Raw genomic sequence first — 24,625 nt, 5'->3', positions numbered from 1 at the left:
CATGTACTACAAAAATTGCGGCCCGCTCGTGTGGCCGGCGTTACTGTGTTTTTGTACGCCAGGCTTGGCATGGGCTGAGGAATCCGATTTTTTCAAAGATTCGACCGCTACACTTCAGGCCAGAAACTACTACTTTCAACGTAACTATTTAGATATTCGCGGGGCCGAGAAACCCAAGGCAGAAGAGTGGGCTCAAGGCTTCATTCTTAATTTCAAATCAGGTTATACCCCAGGCGCGGTCGGCTTTGGTATTGATGCGATTGCCACTCTGGGCCTCAAGCTTGATAGTGGCCCTGGACGGGTAGGGACGGGCTTGCTGCCTATTAAGGATAGCGGGGCTCCTGCCGACGATTACAGTCGCGTAGGGCCAACCTTAAAAGCCAGGTTTTCTAAAACCGAACTGAGGCTGGGTGAACTTCAACCAGACATTCCCGTCTTGCCCTTCAGCGATATTCGTTTGCTTCCACCTTCCTATCAGGGGGCCTCCTTTTCGAGCAGCGAACTTACTGGGCTGACCCTTCAAGGCGGGCGAATCAAATCGACTAGTCTACGAAATGAAGCCGGTGACGAAAAGTTGATCGCGATGTTGGGCTATATTCCGCAACGCACAGCGTCCAGTGATGCCTTCAATTATATGGGCGGTGACTATAGTTTTAATGAGTCACGTACCACTGTCAGTGGTTGGTACGCCCAACTGGAGGACATTTACCGACAGAGTTATGTTGGCATTAAGCATAAGCAGTTAGTAGGGCGTTGGTCGGTGACCGGTACGTTGGCACAGTATGATGCTGTGGAAGATGGTGATCATTTAATAGGGGCGGTCGATAATCGGGCTTTGTATGGCACCCTTGGGGTGGCAAGGTCCGGGCATGCTGTGACCGTAGGGTACCAAAGAATGTACGGTAACACCGCGTTCCCCCGGGTGTTCGCCAATATAGCGCCCTTGGCCAATGAACTACCTACTTATGACTTCTCATCACAAAACGAAGTGTCTTATCAGGTGCGTTACGACTATGACTTCGCTGCGGCGGGTGTACCGGGCCTCCTATTTTCGACTAGATACGTTGTGGGGAACAATGTTGAGACAGGGCGCGGCTATGAGGGTAAGGATAGCGAACGCGATATCGATATGTCTTATGTTTTCCAGAGCGGGCCTGTCAAGGGATTGGGTATCAGGCTTCGCGATGCCGTAGCGCGGTCTAATTACAGAACTGATATTGACGAGTATCGCGTCGTTCTCAGTTATACCTGGAAGCTGCTATAGCCTTGCGCTCTTACCAACCCTGCGCGCCAATGGCCAAATATGTCGTCCGTCAATTGATCTTAATCTGTTCATCTGCGTGCTGATCGTGGGCTATTGCTACCTCAGTCGCTCATAGCGTTGGCGCTGATTGAAAACTGATCAGCCTTTACTGGGGCAGTTTTCGGTCAGCGGCAACACCATCGGAACAGCTCGCGTCCATGTGGTAGCGGGACACCATTGGTGCGTGGATAGCCGGCACGCGCCGGCAAGTCTCTTGTTTCAATTACACATCGCTATACCAACCGGGCTAACCCGATTCAGGAGCGGAACCTCAACCTGGAACTAAGACTATTGCGTCAAGGACAGCCGGCCACCCCCGTTGTCAGGGGGAGGCGTGGATTGAGACAGGGGGGCTGTGAGAGCGGGGATTGGAAGAAAGGGGCCAAAGGCCTGGCGTTAGCCAGTCAACTCGAGAATACCCAACATGTAGGTGCGATCCACGACATGCTTGCGAGTACTCGCCTGGAATTTTCCAAAGAGGTTTTTCAAGTGCCATTTCACGGTTTCTCCAGCGACATTCAACGCCTGGGCAATCTGCTTGTTCGACAGGTTGCGAGCGAGCAGTTGCAAGACTGCTCGCTCCTTGGGTGTGAGCAGGCGGCTGGGTGAAGCAGAGCTTGGAGGGGGCTCCGGGCGCACAACCGGACCTGAGTGAAGCGAGGCCTGCATGGCCGGCCTGGTCGTTTCGCTTGCGATCTTTTGCAACCACTTGACCAGTGCGGGATGGGTGTTCTGAACAATGCGCTGCAGTCTATGTCACGCTCGTTGGCGTAGTAGTGGTGCAATTGGGGACACCAGGCAGCGTCGATTTTTTCGTTACGTGAAGGGTGTAGTGGTCTAATTTCCCCGGACACCCCGATAGGTGGAAAATACACCTATTGAGGAGTTCTCCATGACCGACAAACGCAAAGTATTCGACGACAGCTTCAAGCTGGAAGTTGTAAAGATGATCAAGGACCAGGGCCTGAGTGTTTCACAGGTTTGTCGTGATCTTGATATTGGTGATACGGCCGTTCGACGCTGGGTACAACAGTATGAGGCCGAGAAGTTGGGGCAAGCCGGGATCGGCAAGCCGCTGACCTCTGAGCAACAGCGTATTCGCCAGTTGGAGCAAGAAAACCGTCAGCTCAAGATGGATAACGATGTATTAAAAAAAGCCACCGCCTTCTTTGCCCGCGAGCTGAAGTAACGTACCGCTTGGTTCGCCAGCTGCAACAGAAGGCTTGTTCGGTGGCGTATGTGTGCCGTTTGTTGGGGGTTAGTCGATCCGGCTTCTACGAGGCCAACAAGCGCGCTGGGGCTCCTGCATCGATCTGCCCCGTTGCTCTGCAACTCAAGGCGTCGTTTGCTGAAAGTGGCGGCTGTTATGGCAGTCGCCCATTGCGTAAAGCGTTACGCGCAAAGGGTATGCAAGTAGGCATTTACAAGATTCGCCGCATGATGCGCGTCAACGGCCTGCGTTCGGCCTGGAAGCGTAAATTTGTGCACACCACCGACAGCAAACATGACCTGCCGATTGCTGAAAATGTATTGAACCGCCAATTTGAACCCGAGGCGGCGAACAAGGCCTGGGTAGCAGACATTACCTACATCCGAACCCGCAGTGGCTGGTTGTATCTGGCTGTGGTGCTGGACTTGTTCTCACGCAAGGTAGTGGGCAGGTCAATGGCGCCGAACATGCCCGCTGAACTGGTGTGCAGTGCAATGCAGCTGGCGGTTGCTCAACGTCAACCGCCACCCGGCTTGATCGCCCACTCGGATCGCGGCAGCCAGTACGCGAGTGCGAGCTACAGAGCGCTACTGGCAAGAAGTGACATGCAGCAAAGCATGAGCCGTAAAGGTAACTGCTGGGATACGCAGTGATGGAGCGCTTCTTTCTGAGCTTGAAAATGGAGCGGGTATGGCGACGTGATTACGCCAACCATGCCGAGGCGATACGCGACATCACTGAGTACATCGTTGGGTTTACAACAACGAACGGCTGCACTCGAAACTGGGATATCTGCCACCGACCGTTTACGAACGGGCGATGGCGTCAAAATCACCTATCGAGGTGTCCGGAATTAGTTGACCACTACAGGGTGCGGGTTCCTCCCTGCTTGCCCGGTGACTCCGCATTTAGCGGAATTCCCGGCCTTCATTGAAAAACTTTCCCTCGCCTGAATAGGTAAGCACTTGCTGGAAGCCTCACATGGACGTTCGCTTACGGCTGAGCAGGTCGCCGCAGGCTCGATGAAGCCGCAGGGCTGCGGCATTCATCGGTACTGGCGGCGGAATTAATCAAGGCACTGGCGATTCTGTGGGGGGCGGTATCGAACCTGACCTTGGTCTTTGCAATGCCGCTGCTTACCTGGGCCTGTTCGTTCCAGTGCTGGTTGGCTGGCTTTGGTTACGCCAGGCGTTAGTTGCAGGGCGGAGGCAAGGCACGATGGCGGGACATCAAACTTTTAATATTGTTCTGATAATAGAATTAAATACTGTATAAAGAATAATGCAGGATAAATTGCCTGCCTAGTCACGCCCTATAAAAACAAAAACGGTAACCAACATGTCATTTCTGAAAGGCTTCTCAATCGGCGCCAAGCTCCTCGTGCTGCCCGGGTTATTTGTGCTCGCTCTACTGGTTGTCTCGGGTCTGGCCTACCGCGGGCTGGCTAAGCAACAAGCGGTAATCGAGGAAATCGACCAGTTGCGTTTCCAGCAATATCGGCAAGTGTTAGAAACCTCGGCCGCCTCGCAGGCGGCGATGGTCGGCGCATATGCCACAGGCGCGCGCATCCTTGAATCCAGTGGGCAAGCTTCCGCGGAAGACCTTGAGTCATATCTTGAAGATATGCAGGCCAGTGTTGACGACATGCGTGCCGGGCTGGACAAGGTGGCTCGTGAAACTCGCCTGGGCGAAGAGGAGAGAGCGCTCTATCAAGCGGTGCAGGAGCAGGCCGCAGTGGTCGGCGAGGGGCTTGCCGAATTCAAGCGCACTGCTTTGAGTGACCAGATACAGGCTGCCTCGCTGCTGGGTCGGGTGCGTGCCGACAACAATGGCCTGCAAGGTCAATTCAACCGGCTGTTGGGCCTACAAGCCGAGCTGACCTCTGGCGCCTTCGCTGAGGCGGGCGCAACACAACAGCAGGTCTCACGGATGCTCGTCGCGGTGCTGCTGGGTGGCAGCTTACTGGCTGTGTTAGTCAGTCTTTTGTTGCGTGCGCAAATCATCCGGCCCATTCGGGAAATCGAGAGGGCTTCGATCGAGTTGCGCGATGGCGACCTGACCCGACGCGTGCGGGTCATGGGTCGAGACGAGATTGCCCACACGGCTCAGGCATTCAACGAACTCATTGATAGCTTCCAGCAGGCAATGCGCAAGGTAGCCGGAGTCGCGGCATCGGTCGGCGCCTCGGCAGAGGAGCTGGTGGGCGCTTCGGCGCGTGTGGCGCAAAGCTCTACGGCGCAGGCCGGTGCGGTGGGCGCGGTGTCGATGACCATCGAGCAGATGAGCGACGGGATTGCGGCAATCTCCAGTCATGCTGAAAGCCTGCGCAGCTGCGCCGAAGCCAGTTTGCGCGGTGCGCAGGATGGACACTTGGCCTTGTCGCGACTGCTCGAGAAAATCGACAGCGTGCGCCATGCATTCTCCGCCATCCGTGGCTCGGTGGGCGATTTTGTCGAAAGCACTACTGCGATCACCGCCAGCATCGGTCAGGTCAAGGACCTTTCCGCGCAGACCAGCATGCTGGCGCTCAATGCGGCGATCGAGGCGGCACGGGCTGGCGAGAGTGGACGCGGCTTCAGCGTGGTGGCGGACGAAGTGCGTAATCTGGCACAACGCTCTGCGCTGGCAGCCAACTCGATCAACCAGTTGACGGTAAAGCTCGAGAGCCAGTCCGAGGTGGTCGACGAAGCCCTGCGCGCCGGCACGGTGGCATTGGACGACAGCGGCCGACTGCTGAGTGAGTTGGAAAGTACCCTGCAACAGGCAGCGGAACTGGTCGGCGACTCCACGCGTGGGGTGGACCGGATTGCCGATGCGGTGAGCGTGCAGAACGAGGGTGGGCGGGGCATCGTTGCCAACGTCGAGCACATCGCACGCATGGCCGGCGAGGGCGATGCGATCACTCATCAGGTGTCCGGAGCTGTGGTGTCTTTGCGCGAACTGTCCGATGAGCTGAATGTAGCAGTGGGACGTTTTCGCTACGAGGCCTGATTTGCTTGAGACTTCGGTGTCCTGAATATCAGCAGCAGGGGTATGACTCCAATGGATAACCACATCAGCAGCTTGAAGTCATCCAGGTAGGCCACCCAGCTGGCCTGCACAGTGATCATGCCATCCAGCGCCGCACGCCCGCCGGCGGTTAATGGATTGAGTTGGTTGTTTACAGGCCAGGCATCGAACAGGCGGTTGAACGGCGTAACGTATGCGCCGATTTCGGCATGATTGATCTGAGTGTTTTGAGCCAGCAGCACCGTAACGATCGAGATGCCAACGCTTGAGCCGACATTGCGTGACAGGTTGTACAGACCAGTGGCTTCGCCACGCAAATGCGGCGCTAGGGTGGTAAAGGCGATGGTGGTCAGTGGGACGAACAACAGACCCAGGCTCGCGCCCTGAATAAAGCCGACGTACACGATGGTGTTGATGGACACTGCCGGCGTCCAGCCGGTCATCATGTACATCGACCAGGCGGACAGCAACAAACCGCAAAACAGTATCCAGCGAATATCCACTTTGCCGATGATCTTCCCGGCAAGGAACATGCTAAGCATGGTCCCCAGTCCGCGTGGCCCCATGACCATGCCGGCGGTGAGCACCGGGTGACCAATCAGGGTTTGCAGGTAGGGTGTCATCAGCGCCAATGACGCTAAATAGGTAATGCCGATGATGAAGATAAACACGACCGCCACCGAGTAATTGCGGTCCTTGAACAGTTTCAGACTGATAAAGGGCTTGTCGTGGGTGAAGGTGTGGACGATGAAAATGTACGAAGCGATGGCGGCCACCAGCGCCTCCAGGATGATTTCTCCTGAATCGAACCAGCCCAGCTGTTCACCGCGGTCGAGGAACAATTGAATCGACAGGATCGCCACGCTGAGCGAGCCAAAGCCTAGCCAGTCCAAACGGGCGGTTCTGTCGGCCGGGGTTTCCTGAATGAAGCGCATCATGCCGACAAAGGCCAGCAATCCGATAGGCAAGTTGATGAAGAACACCCAGCGCCAGCTGAGGTGTTCTGTTAGCCAGCCGCCGATCATCGGACCCAGCACCGGACCAACCATCACCGACACGCCGAACAAGGCCACTGCCGAGCCACGGTCTTTCTGCGGGTAAATATCCAGCAGAATGCCTTGCGATAACGGCACCAATGCTGCCCCTGCCAGCCCTTGCAGTAAACGGAACAGGATGATTTCTTCCAGGGACCGGGCAATGCCACAGAGCACCGACGCCAATACAAAACCGAAGATCGACCACAGCAATACGCGCTTGCGACCGAAGCGTCGGGCAAGGAATGCCGAGGGCGGCGTCATGATGGCGGTGGCGACGATGTAGGAAGTCAGTACCCAGTTAATCTGGTCGGCACTGGCCGACACACTGCCCTGCATATAGGGTAGGGCGACGTTGGCGATGGTGGTGTCCAAGGCTTGCATGACCACTGCCAGCACCACACACAGCGTAATCAGTACTCGTAGCGGCGAAGGTGGCAGCGGCCCAGTTACTTCACTCATGATGGCGGGCGAGCAGGTTGGCCAGCGGTTTCGGCAGACCACGGGCGGTTCCGGTATCGATCTCTACCAAGGCACTCATGCCGTGGCGCAGCGCGGGTTTGCCTACGGCATCGTCGATACGGATCTTCACCGGAATACGCTGCACAACCTTCACCCAATTGCCCGTGGTGTTCTGTGCCGGCAGTAGCGAAAAGCTGGAGCTGGAAGCCGGGCTGATGCTTTCCACGGTGCCGTGCCAGGTCACGCCGGGATAAGTGTCTACCTCAATGGTTGCGTCCTGGCCGACGTGAGCGTTGGTCAGCTCGGTTTCTTTCGGCGAGGCAGCCACCCATAGGTGTTCGCTGGACACCAGGCTAAAGCCTGATTGTGGGGGTTGCAGGTAGGCGCCCACTTGCAACGAGTCCACGTTGGTCACCACGCCGTCGAACGGGGCGGTCACCACCGAGTTACGCAGGTTGCGTTCGGCTTCATTGAGCGCTGCTTGTGCTTGTAAGTAGGAGGGATGTTGCTCGAGAGGCCTGTCCAGCCGTCCTCCCAGTTGGGCTAATGCCGCAGCAGCCTGGGACTTGGCTACCAAAACCTGCTGGCGGGTATTGTCGAGGTCCTGATGGGCGTCGTCGTAGATTGTCTTGGAGACGGCGGCAACGCTGACAAGTTTTTCCAGCCGTTGGAAATTGGTCTGGTAGTAGGGCAGCCTGGCTTCAGCCTGGGCGATTTCGGCCAGTGACTGGTTGTAGCTGGCCTTGAGGTAAAGGATCTGGTTGCGCGCGCCTTCCAGTTGCGCGCTGGCACTGGCCAAGGCGATTTCAAAGGGTTCTGGCTTCAAGCGAAATAACACTTGGCCCTTGCTCACGACTTGGTTGTCACTGACCTCAATGGCCGCCACGATCCCGGCCACATCGGTCGAAACGCCCACCCGTTCGGCCTGAACGTAGGCGTTGTCGGTACTGACCACTTGGCCACCCAACACATACCAGGCGCCACAGGCCACGACGACAATCGGCGCCAGCAAAAACAGGCCGACGCGCCAGCGTTGCCGTGGAGCGCCGGAGGATTCTGGCCCATGACGATCAAGGGTGGGAGCTTCAGGCGCCTGCGCTTCAGGTTTCGCCAGTGGGTCGAGTGGACGGGCTTCTGCCTGCACCGCATGACGCTGCAATGTGGACTCAGCCATGCGTCACCTCGTCTGCCGCGCAGTTAGTGGGCTCATCCACCGGCTGGCTGCAAGCCGTCAGCAAGTGTTCACGCATGCGTTCGAGGTACTGCAGCAATTGATCGTGCTCCTGAACGGAAAAGTCGGCCATGGTTTCCACTCGAGTCTGCTCGCCAATGGTGCGCATGAATTGCAGCAGCGGATGGGCATCCGGAGTGAGAAATAACAGGGAAAAACGGCGATCGGTGGCGTGGTTGCGACGTTCGATCAGACCGCGCTCCTGCATTTTGTCCAGCAAGCGCACCAGCGTGACCGACTCGATTTCAAGCAAGTCGGCCAGACCCTTCTGGTGAATGCCTTCATGCGTGGACAGTTTGGCCAGAACTTGCCATTGAGAGCGCGTGAGACCGGCTGCGCGGGCCCATTGTTCGAAGCGTTTACGCATCAAACGGGCAACGTCATGGAGGACAAAGCCGAGGATGGATTGGGTCATCGTCAACGCACCTGAAGTGAATGAGCATGCTCATGGTGATCAGGCTTATAGGTTTTCTGCTGATCCTTTTCAAGGAAAAATGGGCATTAAAGTTAAGAATGTTCATATTCAGCGATTTATTTGGCTGATAATCCGTTTTGTTGAGCAGTGTTCGGAGTATTTCTGGGTTCTAGATAGGTTTTTATGAGTATGAACATAAATCATTAAAATGTTTACTTATGGTTGCCATCACAGCATTGTGCCGCTACCGTTAGCGTTGATTGCATTGCAAACAAAAGCCCAAAAACACAACAACAATGAGGCAAACCGATGACGACCCCTGGCTGGTGGGCCATGGCGCTTTCCGAGGCTGTGAATGATCAAAAGCCATTGGCCGTGGCCTTTGGTGGCGAGGAACTGGTCCTGTTCCGCAACGCAGCCGGGCAGGCTTTTGCTCTGGAAGACCGTTGTCCACATCGGCGGGTGCCGTTGGCTCTGGGACGAGTTGTCGAGTCTGGTTTGCAATGTGGTTACCACGGCTGGACCTTCGATGGTGCCAGTGGCGGTTGTACAAAAATTCCCAACCTTAATGATGATGAGCGCGTACCGCCACGCTATGCCGTGCGGGCCTTTCAGGTGAGCGAAGCCAATGGCTTCGTCCATGTGTGGTTGGGTGAGGGCGCATCGCAAGGGGAGCTCCCCAGCAGCGATTACCGGCCAAGCGGTCGCGAATTTACCGGTTCCACCGTCGTCAACATGAGTCACGACCAGTATCTGGCGGCGATGCTCGACGGCCCGGAATGCTTGCTCGGCTTTACCCATGTGCGCCTCACCGATTTCTTCCTTGGCGATCTACGCAGAGAGCAGGGCCGCGTGGTTCTGGAGCGCGGTGCGGTATGGTCCACACAATTTCTGCCATCGCAGTTTGTGGTGGACTACCCCTTGATTGTGCGCACCGCAGTACCCCTGAGCGGCGGCAGTATTCGGGTGGATTTGCTCAACGAAGAAGAAATGCCGCTCGTTACCCTGATGATCGCAACCGGGGCCAACCGCCGTGGCACCACCAGCCTGTGCTGGCGAGGATTCGTGACTGAGCACGTGCCGGCCAAGGCACCGTTGCGTTGGCGTATTGCCCGTGCATTCAGCAGGTCGCCGTTCCGGGTGAACCACTTGATTGACGGCGTAGCCGTCGCGGCCCTGCTGCAAGCCCCATCCCGCGACCTGCGTGCCTTTCGCCGACCGCATCTGATTCCCGCAAGCGCGATCGTCTGAGCACAGGAGAACTCACCATGCATTCCGTGCCTTCCTCTACCGATACTCCGTCGCGCAAAGTGCGGGGTGACTGGACACCGATCAACTATGACCTGCGTGACACCTGGTTTCCGGTCTCCCATAGTCGCGACCTCAGTGCCCAGCCAATTCGTCGAATCATTCATGCCCAACCCTATTACCTGTGGCGGGAAAACGGGCAGCCGAGAGCAGCTGAATTCCATCCCTATCGTCTGCGTGAAAATACGTGCGTGCTGACGGCATTCACTGGCGGCAGCGGGTTTTATCCGCTGGTCGAGCGTTACGGCTACATTTGGGTCTGGTACGGCAACCCGGATGCCGCCGATACATTGCTGCTGCCGCATATCCCGTTCCTGCCGCAAGACGGCAGTCTTCCTGGCTACACCCAGCGCACCGTGCGATTCGATGCGACCTCTGCGCTCTCTGTAGAAAACCTGATTGACCTGACCCACGCCGATTTCCTGCATGCCAATACCATCGGCGACGGCATCAGCGAGTCGGACGAGGTCGAGGTGCAATGGACCTCTGAAACGGTGACCCGCACCCGTACAGTCGCACAAAAATCAGTGGCGCCGATCATGCGTTGGGTCGGCGGGGTGCGCGCCAAGTACCAGGATTTTCGCGCGGTGCTGCACATCCATTTGCGCAGTAATGTGTGCATCTCCTACCCGCGATTTCGTCCCGGTTATGACGTTCCTAACTTGCAACCGTTCTTGCCGGTGGGCAAGCATCGCTCGCGCTGTGACGTCACGTTCAATACCACCGCTGCACCGTCACCGTTTCGCTACGTGATGCCGCGCATCAACTACATCATCCAGCCCCAGGACAACTCGGTGGTGCGTCCGCAAAATCAGCGCTATTTCGAGACCGATGAGCGACGTGACCTGCATTCGCGTTTCGATACCCCAGGTACTCGTTATCGCTACCAGATGGAACAACTGGTCGAACGCCAGCGCGCCGGTCAGTTCGCCTACGGCAGCGATGCTGAACCCGGACGCGATATCAGCACGTTGTTGGGCATGAAAGACTGACCCCATCACGCAAGGAGTACGGCTATGGATCTGGGCATTGGCGGGCGCATGGCGGTGGTATGCGCGTCTTCACGAGGGCTTGGCAAAGCCTGTGCGCTGGCATTGGCGCAGGAGGGTTGCGAGATACTGATCAACGGCCGCAATGCCGAGACCCTGGCGCAAACCGCGCAGGACATTTTTCTCGGCACTGGCCGGCTGCCCCGCACGGTGGTGGCGGATCTGTCCACCTCTGCCGGGCGTGCGACATTGTTGGCCGCGTGCCCGGTAGTCGACATTCTGGTGACCAACAACGGCGGCCCAGAGCCGGGTCGTCTGGAGGATTGGGATCACGCGGCCTGGATGGCGGCCATTGAGGCCAACATGCTCTCAGGCATTCTGCTTATCCAGGCTGTGATCGGCGGTATGCGGGCGCGAGGTTTCGGCCGCATCGTCAATATCACCTCGGCGATGGTCAAGTCACCGCGTTTGCCGTTGGGTTTGTCCACCGCTGCACGTGCCGGGCTGACCGCTTTTTGCAAAGCTCTGTCGGTCGAAGTGGCACGGGACAATGTAACGATCAACAATCTGCTGCCGGAGCGCATTGAGACGGACCGTCTGCGCTTTATGACCGAGCAGCTGGCGGGGCTTCGCCAGCTCAGTTTTGAGCAAGCACGGGTGGAAATGCTCAAGCCGATAGCGGCGCGACGATTTGGCCAGCCGAGCGAATTGGCAGCCGCCTGCGCATTTCTCTGTTCGGCGCAAGCCGGCTATATCACCGGGCAAAATTTGCAGATCGACGGCGGCAGTTATGCTGGATTGATTTAGCTTCCCCGGCGTTCCTTCCAGTCGGCGGGCAGCACTTCGCTGGCGTCGAAATCCAACTCCACTTCAACCCCATTGGGGTCCTGCATGAACAGCTGCCACGTGCGATCGGCGCCGGGAGCACGGATCACCTTGAATCGCACGCCGTGCTCATCCAGGTGCGTCCACATTTTCTGCAAGCCCTGGGCATGAAACGCCATATGGTCGAGCACGCCACGTCGCGGCTCCGGCATTTGTGATACGCCCACCACATGCAGTACGGGCTGTTGCCGGGCGTACAGCCAGAAGCCGGGAACCGGGAAGGGCGGGCGTGGCCCGTCGACCAGACCCAGTACCTCCACGTAGAAATCCCGTGTCGCCTCCAGTTGGTTGGTGACGATGGTGAAGTGGTCCATGCGCAGGATCATCGCAACGCCCCTGATCGGCTTTTAGTGATATTTAGACGAATTGTTATTTGCTGTTCATATTCCTGCTTATGATTCTATATTCGGAATACTAATCTATCTATGGAATTTATCATTGATCGCTTAGGGTAACGCCATGGATTCGTTCTGCAGCTCTGCTGCAAAACGCTAAGCGCAGAAGAAGACAGGTGCTGAATGAGCCAGGCAATCCTCGAAGGAATTCGCGTCATCAGTCTGTGTTCCGGCATTGCCGGCTCTGCCGCTGGCATGCATCTTTGCGAAGCGGGTGCCGAAGTGGTGATGATCGAGCCACCCGCCAACCCCGCCAGAGAGAAACAGGCGCTGTTTGCTGTGCTTAACCGTGGCAAGCGCAGTGTCATCCTCAGTCTGGAAAATCCCCAAGATCGTCAGCAACTAAACTCTCTGCTCGCGAGCGCCGATGTGCTGCTACACGACTTCACACCTTCGGTAGCGCAGGCCCATGGTCTGGCCGACGCGCAACTCGCTGCAGACTTTCCTCGCTTGATTATCTCGGCAATTAGCGGCTGGCCCCAACGGCATGCACTGGCGAATGCCATCCCCTGGGAAACTTTGATCCTGGCGCGCCTTGGCCTGTTGGACGAGCAACCGGCGCATCGCCCCGGCCCGGTATTCGTGCGCATGCCCTTTGCCAATTGGCTGGCCAGCTGGTTGTGCGTGGTTGGGGTGATGGCGCGGTTGCTTGCACGCGAACGTGACGGCTGCGGCGGTATCGCTCATACGAGTTTGGCTCAGGCAGCCTTGGTGCCAATGACCATGCATTGGAACCGCGCGCAAACGCCGACGCAGGCCTTTGCCAAAGGCCTGGATAAACACATTCCTATTCCGTTGCACCAATGCGCTGATGGCCGCTGGTTGCATGTGCATTATTCGCCGGACAAATCCCCGTGGATGGCCGCGGCACTCAGTGAGCTCGGCGAAACCGAAGTGGCTCGCTTGAACGCGCTGTGGCCATCGAGCCATGTGGCGCCAAACTTCGGCGCCAACAAGGCGATCATTGCCACACGGCCGGCACAGGACTGGGTCGAGCATTTCTGGCAGCACGACGTGGCCGCGCAAATTGCCGCTCCCTTTGGCGATATCTACTTCGACGAGCAAGCACGCCTGAATGGTTATGTGGTTGAAGTCGACGATGTGCAATTGGGCAAGACCCTGCAACCAGGCCCTGCCTGGCAGGTGCAGCCACCCGCACGAGTTGGCGGTAGCGCACCTCTGGCAGGTGAGGGGAACGCCGGACTGTCAGGCGCCGATGCTGTGATCCCTTCGCAAGTGCCCAGGTCGAGCCCGGCGCCCTTGCCTCCGCTGCACGGTCTGAAAGTACTGGATCTGGGCGCCTACCTGGCCGGGCCGTTTGCTTGCATGCTTCTGGCGGACCTCGGCGCCGAAGTCATTAAAGTCGAAGCGCCCAAAGGCGATGCCATGCGCCGCCTGGAGCGGATTTTCAGCGGCACCCAGCGTGGCAAGTTGGGGGTAGCGCTGCAGTTGGGCGATCAGCAAACCGAGCCCGCCGTAGAAGCGTTGGCCCGTTGGGCCGATGTTGTTCACCACAACATGCGGCTGCCGGCCGCACGCAAACTCAAGGTCGACTACGAGAGCCTCAAAGTGCTCAACCCGCAGCTGGTGTATTGCCATGTCAGTGCCTACGGACCGACCGGACCGCGCGCGGATTGGCCGGGTTTTGACCAATTGATGCAGGCTTCCTGCGGCTGGGAGAGGGAGCAGGGCGGGGAGGGGCAGGCGCCGATGTGGCTGCGTTTTGGCGTGGGCGATTTCTTTGCCGGTTTATCCTCGCTCTATGCCTTGCTGCTGGGATTGTACGAGCGCAACCGCAGTGGCGTCGGGCAAATGGTCAGCTCGTCATTGTTGGGCGCTACGTTGCTATCGATGAGCGAAGCGGTGGTGCTTGAAGACGGCAGCCTGACCCCAATCGAACATATGGATGCGCAACAGACTGGTGTGAGTGACGCACACCGTTTGTATCTATGTAGCGATGCCTGGCTGGTGGTGGCAGCGCTGCAACCGGATGAGGTGCAGCGTTTCAAGGCGCTCATGGGTGATCAGCCCGAAACCTGGTTTGCAGGTCTTACCCGGCAAGCGGCGCTCGCAGCATTGGCTGAAGTGCAAGTTCCTGCGCAGGCCGTCCTGGAGGCGCAGATGGATGCCTTTCTCGACAGCCCCGAACACGCCGCCGCGGGTCTGCACGCGCATTACTCACATGCTGTTTACGGCGACTTGCAACAGATCGGCGCGTTCTGGGATTTCGGCAACTTGCCGTTATCGCTGCAGCGCCCACCGCCCGCCCTCGGCCAACATACCCGGCAAGTTCTGGAAGGCCTCGGCTTTACCGGCAGCGAGCTCGAACGATTGGCCTCGGCTGGCCTGGTGGCGCTGTAACGGTGGGCCTATTGCCCGGCAGCATTTTTCGACAAGCACAAGGAATACCCATGTACGAGTTGGATTTCAGCGGTAAAACCGTGCTGGTAGTCGGCGGGTCCAGTGGCATCGGCAATGGCATTGCGCAGAACTTTCGCCAGCGCGGTGCCGAAGTGCATGTCTGGGGTACGCGTGCCTCGGCGGCGGCCTATCACGACTCACCCGACTCTAACCTTGAAGGCTTGCATTACGCGCAGGTCGACGTCGCGGATGCAGCGTTGATCGAAGCGGTCTGTGTGCCATTCACCCGTCTGGATGTGTTGGTGCAAGCGCAAGGCACGGTGCTCTACGACCGTCAGGAATTCCTCGCTGAGGGCTTCAAGCGCGTGCTCGACATCAACCTCACCAGCCTGATGGTCTGCGCGCAGAAATTTCACCCGCTGCTGATGGAAGCCAAGGGTTCGATGATCACGGTCAGTTCGGCAGCAGCGTTCCATTCTACCCGTGGCAACCCTGCCTACAACGCCTCGAAAACCGGCGCTTTCGGGCTGACTCGCACCTTGGCCGAAGCCTGGGCTCGTGATGGTATCCGGGTGAATGGCATTGCCCCGGGGCTGGTGGAAACCAAGCTGACACGGGTGACCACCAGCAACCCGAAACGCCTGGAAGGTGCGCTGCGCGCCATTCCTCAAGGGCGCCTCGGCACGCCTCAGGACATGGCTAATGTGGCTCTGTTTCTCGCCTCGCCGCTGGCCAGCTATGTGCTCGGCCAAACCCTATTGGTCGACGGCGGCATGCTGCTGGCCTGATCGCTATTTGCTAGGAGAAACACCATGGCCTGGGACTTTCAGACCGACCCCGAGATTCAAGTGGAACTGGATTGGATCGAGCAGTTCGTGCGTGAGGAAGTCGAGCCTCTCGACCACGTGTTGGGCAGCCCGTGGAATATCCACGACCCGCTGTTCAAGCAACTGGTCAAACCGTTGCAAGCGCAGGTGAAGGCGCGCAACTTGTGGGCTTGTCACCTGGGCCCGGAACTGGGCGGGGCAGGGTATGGCCAGGTGCGCCTTGCGTTGATCAATGAAATTCTCGGCCGCTCGCTGTTCGGACCGATTGTGTTTGGTTGTCAGGCACCGGACTCCGGTAACGGTGAAATCCTCGCCCATTACGGCACGCCGGCGCAGAAGCAGCGCTACCTGCAACCCTTGCTCGACGGCGATATCGTGTCCTGCTTCGCCATGACCGAACCCCAAGGCGGCGCGGACCCTGCGGTGTTCACCACCGAAGCGGTGCGTGAGGGTGATGACTGGCTGCTGAGCGGCGAAAAATGGTTTGCCTCCAATGCCCGCTACGCCGCGTTCTATATCGTGATGGCGGTCACCGATAAAAACGTGTCGGTGTATGAAGGCATGTCGATGTTTATTGTTGCCGCCGATGCTCCGGGGGTGAGCATTATCCGCAACGTCGGTATCGCCGATGACCCGGCCGCAACCCATGCCTACCTGTCGTTCGACAAGGTGCGAGTGCCTGCTGGCGACATGCTCGGCGCGCCCGGTCAGGCGTTTGTCGTGGCCCAGGTACGACTGGGTGGCGGCCGCGTGCACCATGCGATGCGGGTGATTGGCCAAGCGCAGAAAGCCCTGGATGCACTCTGTGAACGATCCCTGTCGCGTAGTACCCAGGGCAGCCGCCTGGCGGACAAGCAGATGGTCCAGGAAAAAATTGCCGACTCGTGGATCGAGCTCGAACAATTTCGTTTGCTGGTCATGCGCACGGCATGGCGCATCGACCAGTATCAGGACTACAAACGGGTACGCAAAGACATCGCTGCGGTGAAAGCCGCCATGCCCAAGGTGCTGCATGACATCGCCGCGCGCGCCCTGCATGTACATGGCTCGTTAGGGGTAAGCGAAGAAATGCCGTTTACCGGGTACATCGTCCGCTCCTTCCAGATGGGGCTGGCCGACGGGCCCACCGAAGTGCACAAAATCACGGTCGCCAAACAACTGCTACGCGATTATCAACCCTGCGACGAACTGTTCCCCGATTACCACCGGCCCACCGCGGCGGCCCGAGCCCGGGAAAAATACGCCGATGCATTGGCCAGTCTGGGCGAGTACGACGCATGAACGACTGGCAGGATCTGGTCGAACTCGAGCGCCTGGCTCTATGGATGGACTCAAAGGGTCTGGAAAGTGGCTCCATCGAGGCCCCACTGCGATTAACCGGAGGCACTCAGAATCTGTTGCTGCGCTTTCGGCGTGGCACGCGCGAATTCGTATTGCGTCGGCCTTCCAGGGAGTTGCGCGAAGTCGGCAGTAAAACCATTGCCCGTGAAGCACGGTTGCTCAAAGCGTTGGCCGGATCGCCGGTGCCCCATGCCGGCCTGATAGCCGACTGCGCCGACCAAGACGTTCTGGGCGCCAGTTTCTATTTGATGGAACCAGTACAGGGCTTCAATCCCAACTGCGCGGCAGGTTTGCCGACGCCGCACGCGCAGCAGCCAGCAATGCGCCGACGTATGGGGCTGGCCATGGTGGACGCGTTATTGCGTCTGGGAGAAATCGACTATCAGGCGGTGGGCCTGGGGGATTTTGGGCGGCCCGAAGGTTTTCATCAACGCCAGGTCTCACGTTGGCTGGCGCAACTGGACAGCGTCAAAGACTACCCCGGTTGGCCGGGCGCGAGCGGTCTGCCGGGACTTGCCCGGTTGGCCAACTGGTTGAGCGAGCATTACCCGACGCAGTTCCAGACCGGTATCCAGCATGGTGACTTTCACTTGTCCAACGTCATGTTTCGCCACGACAGCGCGGAACTGGCCGCAGTTGTCGATTGGGAGCTGGCGACCATCGGCGATCCGTTGCTCGACCTTGCCTGGCTGGTAGTCACCTGGCCCGGTGCTGATGGTCGTGGTGCCGGCACCATTGAAGTTCGCCCCTGGGAAGGCTTTTGCAGCAGCGACGAACTGGTCGCCCATTACCGCGCCGGCAGCTCGCGCTCGTTGGCGGACTTCACCTGGTACCTGGTGTTGGCCGGCTTCAAGCTCGGCATCTTTCTCGAAGTCAGTTACGCCCGTGCGTGTGCGGGCAAAGCCTCGATGGTCTCGGGTGAAAAACACCACGCCTCAGCGTTGCGTCTGTTCGCTACGGCGTTGCAGCGCATCGATCAAACAGTCTGATATCAGAGGAACAGCCCATGCAGCTGGCCGGTAAACGCATCATCGTCACGGGGGGCGCCAGGGGTATTGGCGCGGCAGTGGTCAAAGCATTTGTGGAGGAGGGAGCCTATGTCGTCAGCCTCGACCTGGGCGAAGCCGCCTCGATGACGGGGGACGGTGGCGGGTGGGCGCATACACGAGTCTGCGATATCGCTGACAGCCAATCCGTGGACGCCGCTTTCGCCTGGGCCAACGAACGGCTCAATGGTCTGGATGTGCTGGTACATGCTGCGGGTATCGCGCCGAATGCCAGTGCCGACAGCATCACGCTGGACGAGTGGGAAAAAGTCTTTGCGGTGAATACCCGTGGCACATTCCTGACCAACCGCGCGGCCTATGAGCTGCTGAAGGGCAGCGGTGGGCGGATCATCAACTTCGCCTCTGGGGCAGGCGTCATCGGACAGCCCGGCAAAGCCCATTACGCGGCCAGCAAGGGGGCCGTGCTGGCGTGGACGCGCACGGTGGCGCGGGAGTGGGGCCCATTGGGCATTACCGTCAACGCTATCGCCCCGGCGATGTGGACGCCGATGTACGAGGCGACTCGCGCGAGCATGAGCGCCGAACAACTGCAGCAGCACGATGCGTACATGGCAGGGCAAGTGCCCATCGGCGGACAACTGGGTGAACCGGCCCGGGATCTGGCGCCAGTGCTGGTATTTCTTGCCGGAGAAGGTTCTCGATTTGTCACCGGGCAGACGCTGATGATTGACGGCGGGATGCTGATGCTCAGTTGAGTTGAAGGTGGGGCGCCTGGCGCCTCGCCTAGCGGCTGCGGATCAGCTGCAAAAATTCCTGACGGGTGTTGTACGACTCGCGGAAGGCGCCAAGCATCACTGAAGTACTCATCACCGAGTTCTGCTTCTCCACACCTCGCATCATCATGCACATGTGTTTCGCCTCGATCACCACGGCCACCCCGGCGGCATTGGTGACCTGGGCGATTGCATCGGCAATCTGCCGGGTGAGGTTTTCCTGGATCTGCAGGCGGCGGGCAAACATGTCGATAATTCGCGCGACCTTCGACAATCCGAGCACTTTGCCTGTCGGTATGTAGGCAACATGAGCCTTGCCAATAAATGGCAAGAGATGATGTTCACACAGCGAATACAATTCGATTTCACGAACGATGACCATCTCATCGTTATCCGACTCGAACAGTGCTCCGTTGACGATCTCTTCCAGCGTTTGCCGGTAGCCATGGCAAAGATAACGCATGGCTTTCGCTGCACGTTCCGGAGTCTTGAGCAGGCCTTCACGCTGTGGGTCTTCACCGACGTGCTGGAGAATTTCCCGATAATTTTTCGTCATTTCTTCGTTCATCGATCGACCTTATTGTTAGTGATGTAAGGGGAGCAGCTAAGCCAGCGGCCTGCTCAAACCGGTCAGCACCATGCTGGTAAACAGACTCGTCAGACTTTCCAGAGGAGGCCGCGCATCCTGCGGGTAACCGGCTACCACGCCATCGAGCAATGCTTGCATGCCCAGCGCCATCGGTGCGCGCTGGCCGGCCGGCAATCCACAACGGCTGAGGATGTTTTCCAGGTCCCGGGTGCGGGTGTCGCGCAGTTGCTCGACGCGTTCGCGCTGCTCCAGGCTGAGGCTGCGAAATTCCATGCGCGTCAGCGTGTGGCGCTGATCGTGCAAGCTGTTGAACTGCAGGTGCACACGTACAAAACGTTGCAGTTGCAGCCGACCCTCAGCATGACGCGCGACCTTGGTTTGCAGTAACGCCAGAAGATCGCTTTCATGCGTCTCGATCAGTTCGAACAGCAGCGCCTGCTTGCTTTCAATGTGGTTGTACAGCGATCCCGGCTGCAAATGCATTGCGGCTGCCAATTGGCGCAGGCTGACACTTTCGAATCCATGCTCGGCAAATAATCTGAGCGCCGTGTGGTACAGCAATTCGTGGGTTCCGACATCGCCATCCGGCTGCCCATGCCAGCGCGGCTGAGGGCCGGCGGCCGTTGCGGGGCGGGCGCCAATCATGGACGTTCCAGCAACAGGGCGACGCCCTGGCCGCCGCCAATGCATAAGGTCGCCAGGCCTTTTTTCGCGTCGCGCTTGAACATTTCGTGCAGCAGCGTGACCAGCACACGACAACCCGAAGCGCCAATCGGGTGACCGAGGGCAATGGCGCCGCCGTTGACGTTCACTTTGTCAAAATCCCAACCCAGCTCTTTACCCACCGCCAACGACTGGGCAGCGAACGCTTCGTTGGCCTCGATGAGATCGAGTTCAGCCAGGCTCCAACCGGCTTTTGCCAGACACTTGCGACTTGCCGACACCGGCCCGATGCCCATGATCGCCGGGTCTACGCCAGTACACGCACCCGCCTTGATCTTTGCCAGAACGGGCAAGCCCAACTCCCTGGCCTTGTCTTCGCTCATCAACAGCACTGCAGCGGCGCCGTCATTGATTGTCGAGGCGTTGCCGGCGGTGACGCTGCCGTCTTTTCTGAAGGCTGGTTTGAGCCCGGCCAGGCTGACAGCAGTGGTTTGCGCGCGAGGTTGCTCATCCACGGCAAACAGCAGCGGCTCGCCTTTGCGCTGCGCAATCGGCACCGGGGTGATCTCCGCGACAAAACGGCCGGCCTCAATGGCTGCGCTGGCAAGTTGCTGCGAACGCAGGGCATAAGCGTCCTGCTGCTTACGGGTCAGGCTGTGAGCGTCGACCAGATTTTCCGCAGTGATGCCCATGTGGTAGTCGTGGAAGGCGTCGATCAGGCCGTCCTGCAGCAGCGAGTCGGCCAGTTGCGCGTTACCCATGCGCAAGCCGGTGCGCGCTTTGGCCAGCGTGTAGGGAGCCAAGCTCATGTTTTCCATGCCGCCGGCAATCACCACCTCGGCATCGCCACAGCGAATCGCCTGAGCCGCCAGCATCACGGATTTCAACCCGGAGCCGCAGAGCTTGTTCAGGGTCATGGCCGATACGCTATGGGGCAGGCCTGCTTTCAGCGCCACTTGGCGTGCCGGGTTTTGCCCACACCCGGCCGTGAGCACCTGGCCGAAAATCAACTCATCGACCAGGTCGACGTCAATCCCGGTTTTTTTCAGCAACGCCTGGACCACCACGCTGCCCAATTCCACGGCACTGGTGGTGGCCAATGCGCCTTGGAAGGTACCGATGGCGGTGCGGGTGGCGGCGACTATCACGACTTCATGCATGCTGTGCTCCAGTTTTCGGTGGATACGGCGTGGTGCCTTTTCAGGCAACCGACGCCTGCCACACTCGGGCTTACAGTTGGGTAACGGCTATTTTGCTGCCGGCCTGACTGGCATCGTGGAACTGCGCGTTCGAGCCATCGCGCCACCGTTCAAGCAATTGCGCCTGACGCTGTTGGGCGTGAACGAGGTAGCGCTCCTTGACCGGGCCATAACCGCGCACGCTGTCTGGCAGCTGTGCCAGGTCCTGGGCCAGGGTCAGGTTGTCGGCGGTCAAATCCATCAAGACTTCGTCGAGGACACGTTCATAATTGGCCAGCCAGTCACGTTCCACCTTGCGTTCGTGAGTGTGGCCAAACGGATCGGCCCAGGTGTTGCGCAGGAACCGGAACCTAGCCAGCAGCTTGAAGCCTTGCAGCATCCACGGGCCGAAGCTGCGCTTTTTCGGCTCACGGCCGCTGCCGTTATCATTCAGCAGCGGTGGCGCCAGGTGGAAACGCAGGCGGTAGTCGCCCTCGAAGCCAGCCTGGATTTTTTCCAGGAACTGGCCATCGGTAAACAGGCGTGCCACTTCGTATTCATCCTTGATGGCCAGCACTTTGAAGTAATAACGGGCGACGCTTGCCGACAGTTTGCCCGGTTGCCCGAGCAGCGCCGTTTCCGCTTTCATGAATTGCTCGACTCGTTGCCGGTAACGTTGGGCATAAGCCTTATTCTGGTACGCCGTGAGAAATGCCATGCGTCGTGCCAGTGTTTCTTCCAGGCTTTGCGACAGCAAGCGATCTGTGTTCTGCACTTTACCTGCTTCCAGTTTGCGCAAGACCCGTGGCAAGTCTTCGGCACTGCGCCGGCCCCAGGCAAAGGCGGCGAGGTTGAAGGGCACCGCAGTGCCATTCAGTTCGATAGCCTGCAGCAGCGCGGCTTCGCCCACCGGTAACCAGCCTTTCTGGTAGGCGTAGCCGAGCATGAAGGTGTTGGTGGCAATCGAATCGCCCGTCAATGCCGTGGCGATTTTGCTCGCGTCGACAAAGTCCGCCTGGGCATGGCCAACCGCTTCGGCGATTTGTGCCGACATGTTGTGGGTGTGGAATTTCGGGTCCGGGTGCTTCAGCAAATCTCCGCTTTCCGCCTGTTGGGCGAAGGTCCGCACGAATGCGCTGGTGATGGTTTCTTCACTGTTGATCAGCGCATGGGTAACGCCTTGACGCAGCTTGGACAAGGTTTCGGTATTGGCACTGACCACCAGATCGCAGCCTAACAGCAAGGCTGCTTCACCTTCGGCAATACGGGGTGCGAACAATTGATCCTGGTGCGCGGCAATGCGGATGTGCGACCACACCGCGCCGCCTTTTTGCGCCATGCCGGCCATGTCCAGATTGAGCGTGCCTTTGCCTTCGATAAACGCTGCCATTCCTAGCAAGGCGCCGATGGTCACCACGCCGGTGCCACCCACGCCGGTCACCAGAATGCTGTAGGGCTCATCCAGCGTAACGGTTGATGGCGTGGGCAATGCCCATAATTCATCCGCTTTGGCTGCCAGCGCTTTGGGTTTGCGCAACGAGCCCCCTTCGACCGTGACGAAACTCGGGCAAAAGCCGTTAAGGCAGGTGAAATCTTTGTTGCACGAGGACTGGTCGATTTCCCGTTTGCGGCCGAACTCGGTTTCCACCGCCACCACCGACATGCAGTTGGATTTGCTGCTGCAATCGCCACAGCCTTCACACACCGCTTCGTTGATCACAACCCGGCGTGCCGGGTCCGGGAACTTGCCGCGCTTGCGACGCCGACGTTTTTCCGCAGCGCAGGTCTGGTCATAGATGATTGCGGATACGCCTTGGAACTGGCGCAGCTGTTCCTGCACTTCGTCCATCTGGTCGCGACGCAGCACCGGCACGCCGTCTGCCAGTTCATGGATGTGCTGATATTTCTCGACATCTTCGCTGACCACCACCACACGCTGCACGCCTTCGGCAACGAGTTGCCGGCTGATTTGCGCCACGCTGAGGCTGCCGTCCACCGGTTGGCCGCCGGTCATGGCCACGGCGTCGTTGTAGAGAATCTTGTAGGTGATCTGCACCTTGGCCGCGATGGCAGCCCGAATCGCGAGAATGCCGGAGTGGAAATAGGTTCCGTCACCGAGGTTGGCGAACACATGTTGAGTAGTGGTGAACGGTGCCTGGCCGATCCACGTCACGCCTTCGCCGCCCATCTGACTGAAAGTCTGGGTTTGCGGGTAGATCCAGGCGGCCATGTAATGGCAGCCAATGCCCGCCAGTGCGCGACTGCCCTGCGGGACTTTGGTCGATGTATTATGCGGGCAACCGGAACAGTAGTGGGGCACGCGTTCCATCAGGTTACTGAATTGGTCTTTGCTAGCCAGTTGCGCATCCAGCACGGCCAGGCGCACTTGCAGCGGGCCACTTTGGTGCAGACGCAGAATACGCTTGGCCAGCGCACGGGCGATCATCGCCGGGGTCAGGTCGTTGATGGCTGGTAGCAACCAACCCGTGTGCGGCAGGCTCCACTCACCCTTGTCGTCAAACTTGCCGACGATGCGCGGGCGTACGTCCTCGCGCCAGTTGTAGAGTTCTTCTTTCAACTGGTATTCGATCATGTGGCGTTTTTCTTCCACCACCACGATTTCTTCCAGGCCCTCGGCAAACTGCCGGACGCCTTCAGCCTCCAGCGGCCAAACCATGCCGACCTTGTAGACCCGCAGGCCAATCTGCTGGGCGAGTGTTTCGTCGATGCCGAGGATTTTCAGTGCCTGGCAAACGTCGAGGTACGATTTGCCTGACGTGATGATGCCGATGCGCGCTTTCGCTGAGTCCATCACGACACGGTCGAGGCGGTTGGCCCGGGCATAGGCGAGGGCAGCATATAGCTTGTGTTCCAGCAGGCGCTGTTCCTGTGCCAGGGGCGGGTCTGGCCAACGGATATTCAAGCCACCTTCGGGCAGCGGGATATCGGGAATGATCGGTTGTACGCGATGAATGTCGATGTCGACGACGGCCGCGCTCTCTACGGTGTCGGCCACCGCTTTGAGGGCGACCCAGCAGCCGGAATAGCGCGACATGGCCCAGCCATGCATGCCGTAGTCGAGGTATTCCTGCACCCCCGATGGCGCCAGCACCGGCATCATCACCGCTTTGAAAATGTGCTCGGTCTGGTGCGGTAGTGAGGAGGAGCGCGCGCCATGGTCATCTCCGGCAATGGCCAGCACACCGCCAAATTGCGAGGTGCCGGCGGCGTTGGCGTGGCGGAACACATCGCCGCAGCGGTCGACGCCCGGCCCCTTGCCGTACCACATGCCAAACACGCCATCGTAGGTGGCGCCTTCGAAGAGATTGACCTGTTGCGTACCCCAGATTGAGGTAGCAGCGAGGTCTTCGTTCATGCCTGGATGGAACACCGTGTGGTGTTCCTTGAGGTAGTCGCGCGCCTTCCACAATGCCTGGTCAAAACCACCCAGCGGCGAGCCACGGTATCCGGAAATAAACCCGGCGGTGTTCAGACCATTGGCCAGATCGCGTTGGCGCTGCATCAGTGGCAGACGCACCAGCGCCTGAATGCCGGTGAGCAAGATTTTTCCAGTGTGCTGGACGTATTTGTCATCCAGAGATGGGGGCACACTCATGTTCATCCTCCAGGCTTTATTGTCATGGC

21 protein-coding genes and 1 pseudogene are annotated in these 24,625 nt (G+C 58.8%); 13 read left to right on the top strand and 9 right to left on the bottom strand.

The window, feature by feature from the left end:
• The first annotated feature begins 1 nt into the window (after position 1).
• Entirely contained in the window at positions 2 to 1,264 is a 1,263-nt protein-coding gene (locus tag ATY02_RS21845) for an OprD family porin (RefSeq protein ID WP_020300856.1), read from the top strand.
• 435 nt (positions 1,265 to 1,699) lie between these two features.
• On the opposite strand, the gene ATY02_RS21840 is transcribed toward ATY02_RS21845, so the two are convergent.
• Positions 1,700 to 1,972, bottom strand: a complete 273-nt coding sequence (locus ATY02_RS21840) for a response regulator transcription factor (RefSeq protein ID WP_081997921.1) — start codon at positions 1,970 to 1,972, stop codon at positions 1,700 to 1,702.
• Between the two features lie 223 nt (positions 1,973 to 2,195).
• Between ATY02_RS21840 and ATY02_RS21835 the strand changes: the two are divergent.
• The 3 genes and pseudogenes from ATY02_RS21835 to ATY02_RS21825 all read left to right on the top strand — a co-directional run bounded on the left by ATY02_RS21835 (position 2,196) and on the right by ATY02_RS21825 (position 5,504).
• Positions 2,196 to 3,374: pseudogene (locus ATY02_RS21835) on the top strand (IS3 family transposase).
• Positions 3,375 to 3,602: 228 nt separating this feature from the next.
• Positions 3,603 to 3,788, top strand: coding sequence for an acyl-CoA dehydrogenase C-terminal domain-containing protein (locus ATY02_RS21830; RefSeq protein WP_076961359.1), 186 nt, complete (start codon positions 3,603 to 3,605; stop codon positions 3,786 to 3,788).
• Between the two features lie 63 nt (positions 3,789 to 3,851).
• On the top strand, positions 3,852 to 5,504 hold the full coding sequence (locus ATY02_RS21825) for a methyl-accepting chemotaxis protein (protein ID WP_020300852.1): 1,653 nt from the start codon (positions 3,852 to 3,854) through the stop codon (positions 5,502 to 5,504).
• On the opposite strand, the gene ATY02_RS21820 is transcribed toward ATY02_RS21825, so the two are convergent.
• The 3 genes from ATY02_RS21820 to ATY02_RS21810 are packed head-to-tail and all read right to left on the bottom strand — an operon-like array spanning position 5,492 to position 8,664.
• Complete coding sequence (locus ATY02_RS21820) at positions 5,492 to 7,018, bottom strand: DHA2 family efflux MFS transporter permease subunit (RefSeq protein ID WP_050585608.1); 1,527 nt, start codon at positions 7,016 to 7,018, stop codon at positions 5,492 to 5,494. The two genes, ATY02_RS21825 and ATY02_RS21820, sit on opposite strands and share 13 nt — an antisense overlap.
• Positions 7,011 to 8,192 (bottom strand): HlyD family secretion protein, encoded by a 1,182-nt coding sequence (locus ATY02_RS21815; RefSeq protein WP_020300850.1) that lies wholly within the window; start codon positions 8,190 to 8,192, stop codon positions 7,011 to 7,013. Before ATY02_RS21815 ends, ATY02_RS21820 begins: the two co-directional genes overlap by 8 nt.
• Positions 8,185 to 8,664, bottom strand: a complete 480-nt coding sequence (locus ATY02_RS21810) for a MarR family winged helix-turn-helix transcriptional regulator (RefSeq protein ID WP_020300849.1) — start codon at positions 8,662 to 8,664, stop codon at positions 8,185 to 8,187. The genes ATY02_RS21815 and ATY02_RS21810 overlap by 8 nt, the downstream gene beginning before the upstream one ends.
• Between ATY02_RS21810 and ATY02_RS21805 the strand changes: the two genes are divergently transcribed.
• From ATY02_RS21805 to ATY02_RS21790, 4 genes are all read left to right on the top strand, one after another.
• Positions 8,651 to 8,851, top strand: a complete 201-nt coding sequence (locus ATY02_RS21805) for a hypothetical protein (protein ID WP_128706716.1) — start codon at positions 8,651 to 8,653, stop codon at positions 8,849 to 8,851. The genes ATY02_RS21810 and ATY02_RS21805 overlap by 14 nt on opposite strands.
• Positions 8,852 to 8,973: 122 nt before the next feature.
• Positions 8,974 to 9,915 carry a Rieske 2Fe-2S domain-containing protein gene (locus ATY02_RS21800; RefSeq protein WP_020300847.1) on the top strand — a complete coding sequence of 314 codons (942 nt, stop codon included), beginning with the start codon at positions 8,974 to 8,976 and terminating at the stop codon, positions 9,913 to 9,915.
• Positions 9,916 to 9,932: 17 nt separating this feature from the next.
• A complete protein-coding gene (locus ATY02_RS21795; protein WP_020300846.1) occupies positions 9,933 to 10,964 on the top strand; it encodes an aromatic ring-hydroxylating dioxygenase subunit alpha in 1,032 nt (343 codons plus the stop codon).
• Between the two features lie 24 nt (positions 10,965 to 10,988).
• Entirely contained in the window at positions 10,989 to 11,768 is a 780-nt protein-coding gene (locus tag ATY02_RS21790) for an SDR family oxidoreductase (protein ID WP_020300845.1), read from the top strand.
• On the opposite strand, the gene ATY02_RS21785 is transcribed toward ATY02_RS21790, so the two are convergent.
• The gene (locus tag ATY02_RS21785; RefSeq protein WP_020300844.1) at positions 11,765 to 12,172 is read right to left on the bottom strand and encodes a VOC family protein; all 408 of its coding nucleotides are present in this window, start codon (positions 12,170 to 12,172) and stop codon (positions 11,765 to 11,767) included. The two genes, ATY02_RS21790 and ATY02_RS21785, sit on opposite strands and share 4 nt — an antisense overlap.
• Positions 12,173 to 12,364: 192 nt before the next feature.
• Between ATY02_RS21785 and ATY02_RS21780 the strand changes: the two genes are divergently transcribed.
• Genes ATY02_RS21780 through ATY02_RS21760 form a run of 5 tightly spaced genes read left to right on the top strand, consistent with a single transcriptional unit; the run spans position 12,365 to position 18,532 of the window.
• Positions 12,365 to 14,602, top strand: a complete 2,238-nt coding sequence (locus ATY02_RS21780; protein WP_020300843.1) for a CoA transferase — start codon at positions 12,365 to 12,367, stop codon at positions 14,600 to 14,602.
• 50 nt (positions 14,603 to 14,652) lie between these two features.
• Positions 14,653 to 15,390, top strand: coding sequence for an SDR family NAD(P)-dependent oxidoreductase (locus ATY02_RS21775; RefSeq protein ID WP_020300842.1), 738 nt, complete (start codon positions 14,653 to 14,655; stop codon positions 15,388 to 15,390).
• A 24-nt stretch (positions 15,391 to 15,414) separates the two neighbouring features.
• Complete coding sequence (locus tag ATY02_RS21770; protein WP_020300841.1) at positions 15,415 to 16,710, top strand: acyl-CoA dehydrogenase family protein; 1,296 nt, start codon at positions 15,415 to 15,417, stop codon at positions 16,708 to 16,710.
• A complete protein-coding gene (locus tag ATY02_RS21765; RefSeq protein ID WP_020300840.1) occupies positions 16,707 to 17,759 on the top strand; it encodes a phosphotransferase family protein in 1,053 nt (350 codons plus the stop codon). Before ATY02_RS21770 ends, ATY02_RS21765 begins: the two co-directional genes overlap by 4 nt.
• 17 nt (positions 17,760 to 17,776) lie before the next feature.
• Positions 17,777 to 18,532: an SDR family NAD(P)-dependent oxidoreductase gene (locus tag ATY02_RS21760; protein WP_020300839.1), complete on the top strand. Its 756-nt coding sequence runs from the start codon at positions 17,777 to 17,779 to the stop codon at positions 18,530 to 18,532.
• Positions 18,533 to 18,560: 28 nt separating this feature from the next.
• Here ATY02_RS21760 and folE read toward each other — a convergent pair whose 3' ends face one another.
• The 4 genes from folE to ATY02_RS21740 all read right to left on the bottom strand — a co-directional run bounded on the left by folE (position 18,561) and on the right by ATY02_RS21740 (position 24,596).
• Positions 18,561 to 19,118 (bottom strand): GTP cyclohydrolase I FolE, encoded by a 558-nt coding sequence (folE, locus tag ATY02_RS21755; protein WP_020300838.1) that lies wholly within the window; start codon positions 19,116 to 19,118, stop codon positions 18,561 to 18,563.
• Positions 19,119 to 19,154: 36 nt separating this feature from the next.
• Entirely contained in the window at positions 19,155 to 19,784 is a 630-nt protein-coding gene (locus tag ATY02_RS21750) for a TetR/AcrR family transcriptional regulator (protein WP_020300837.1), read from the bottom strand.
• The gene (locus ATY02_RS21745; RefSeq protein ID WP_020300836.1) at positions 19,781 to 20,962 is read right to left on the bottom strand and encodes an acetyl-CoA C-acetyltransferase; all 1,182 of its coding nucleotides are present in this window, start codon (positions 20,960 to 20,962) and stop codon (positions 19,781 to 19,783) included. Before ATY02_RS21745 ends, ATY02_RS21750 begins: the two co-directional genes overlap by 4 nt.
• 70 nt (positions 20,963 to 21,032) lie before the next feature.
• Positions 21,033 to 24,596 carry an indolepyruvate ferredoxin oxidoreductase family protein gene (locus tag ATY02_RS21740; RefSeq protein ID WP_020300835.1) on the bottom strand — a complete coding sequence of 1,188 codons (3,564 nt, stop codon included), beginning with the start codon at positions 24,594 to 24,596 and terminating at the stop codon, positions 21,033 to 21,035.
• Between the last annotated feature and the right edge of the window lie 29 nt (positions 24,597 to 24,625).

Source organism: Pseudomonas sp. BIOMIG1BAC, from assembly GCF_001705995.2.
Lineage (GTDB): Bacteria > Pseudomonadota > Gammaproteobacteria > Pseudomonadales > Pseudomonadaceae > Aquipseudomonas > Aquipseudomonas sessilinigenes.
This window is presented reverse-complemented; position numbering and strand designations above follow the sequence as displayed.

What these genes read in the sequence shown, in the direction of transcription:
- ATY02_RS21845 (WP_020300856.1), top strand. Translation starts at nt 2, where the DNA reads ATGTACTACAAAAATTGCGGCCCGCTCGTGTGGCCGGCGTTACTGTGT.
- ATY02_RS21775 (WP_020300842.1), top strand. Translation starts at nt 14,653, where the DNA reads ATGTACGAGTTGGATTTCAGCGGTAAAACCGTGCTGGTAGTCGGCGGG.
- ATY02_RS21745 (WP_020300836.1), bottom strand. Translation starts at nt 20,962, where the DNA reads ATGCATGAAGTCGTGATAGTCGCCGCCACCCGCACCGCCATCGGTACC.
- ATY02_RS21825 (WP_020300852.1), top strand. Translation starts at nt 3,852, where the DNA reads ATGTCATTTCTGAAAGGCTTCTCAATCGGCGCCAAGCTCCTCGTGCTG.
- ATY02_RS21770 (WP_020300841.1), top strand. Translation starts at nt 15,415, where the DNA reads ATGGCCTGGGACTTTCAGACCGACCCCGAGATTCAAGTGGAACTGGAT.
- ATY02_RS21750 (WP_020300837.1), bottom strand. Translation starts at nt 19,784, where the DNA reads ATGATTGGCGCCCGCCCCGCAACGGCCGCCGGCCCTCAGCCGCGCTGG.
- ATY02_RS21800 (WP_020300847.1), top strand. Translation starts at nt 8,974, where the DNA reads ATGACGACCCCTGGCTGGTGGGCCATGGCGCTTTCCGAGGCTGTGAAT.
- ATY02_RS21810 (WP_020300849.1), bottom strand. Translation starts at nt 8,664, where the DNA reads ATGACCCAATCCATCCTCGGCTTTGTCCTCCATGACGTTGCCCGTTTG.
- ATY02_RS21760 (WP_020300839.1), top strand. Translation starts at nt 17,777, where the DNA reads ATGCAGCTGGCCGGTAAACGCATCATCGTCACGGGGGGCGCCAGGGGT.
- ATY02_RS21795 (WP_020300846.1), top strand. Translation starts at nt 9,933, where the DNA reads ATGCATTCCGTGCCTTCCTCTACCGATACTCCGTCGCGCAAAGTGCGG.
- ATY02_RS21840 (WP_081997921.1), bottom strand. Translation starts at nt 1,972, where the DNA reads ATGCAGGCCTCGCTTCACTCAGGTCCGGTTGTGCGCCCGGAGCCCCCT.
- ATY02_RS21785 (WP_020300844.1), bottom strand. Translation starts at nt 12,172, where the DNA reads ATGATCCTGCGCATGGACCACTTCACCATCGTCACCAACCAACTGGAG.
- ATY02_RS21740 (WP_020300835.1), bottom strand. Translation starts at nt 24,596, where the DNA reads ATGAGTGTGCCCCCATCTCTGGATGACAAATACGTCCAGCACACTGGA.
- ATY02_RS21790 (WP_020300845.1), top strand. Translation starts at nt 10,989, where the DNA reads ATGGATCTGGGCATTGGCGGGCGCATGGCGGTGGTATGCGCGTCTTCA.
- ATY02_RS21805 (WP_128706716.1), top strand. Translation starts at nt 8,651, where the DNA reads ATGGATTGGGTCATCGTCAACGCACCTGAAGTGAATGAGCATGCTCAT.
- ATY02_RS21815 (WP_020300850.1), bottom strand. Translation starts at nt 8,192, where the DNA reads ATGGCTGAGTCCACATTGCAGCGTCATGCGGTGCAGGCAGAAGCCCGT.
- ATY02_RS21765 (WP_020300840.1), top strand. Translation starts at nt 16,707, where the DNA reads ATGAACGACTGGCAGGATCTGGTCGAACTCGAGCGCCTGGCTCTATGG.
- ATY02_RS21820 (WP_050585608.1), bottom strand. Translation starts at nt 7,018, where the DNA reads ATGAGTGAAGTAACTGGGCCGCTGCCACCTTCGCCGCTACGAGTACTG.
- folE (WP_020300838.1), bottom strand. Translation starts at nt 19,118, where the DNA reads ATGAACGAAGAAATGACGAAAAATTATCGGGAAATTCTCCAGCACGTC.
- ATY02_RS21780 (WP_020300843.1), top strand. Translation starts at nt 12,365, where the DNA reads ATGAGCCAGGCAATCCTCGAAGGAATTCGCGTCATCAGTCTGTGTTCC.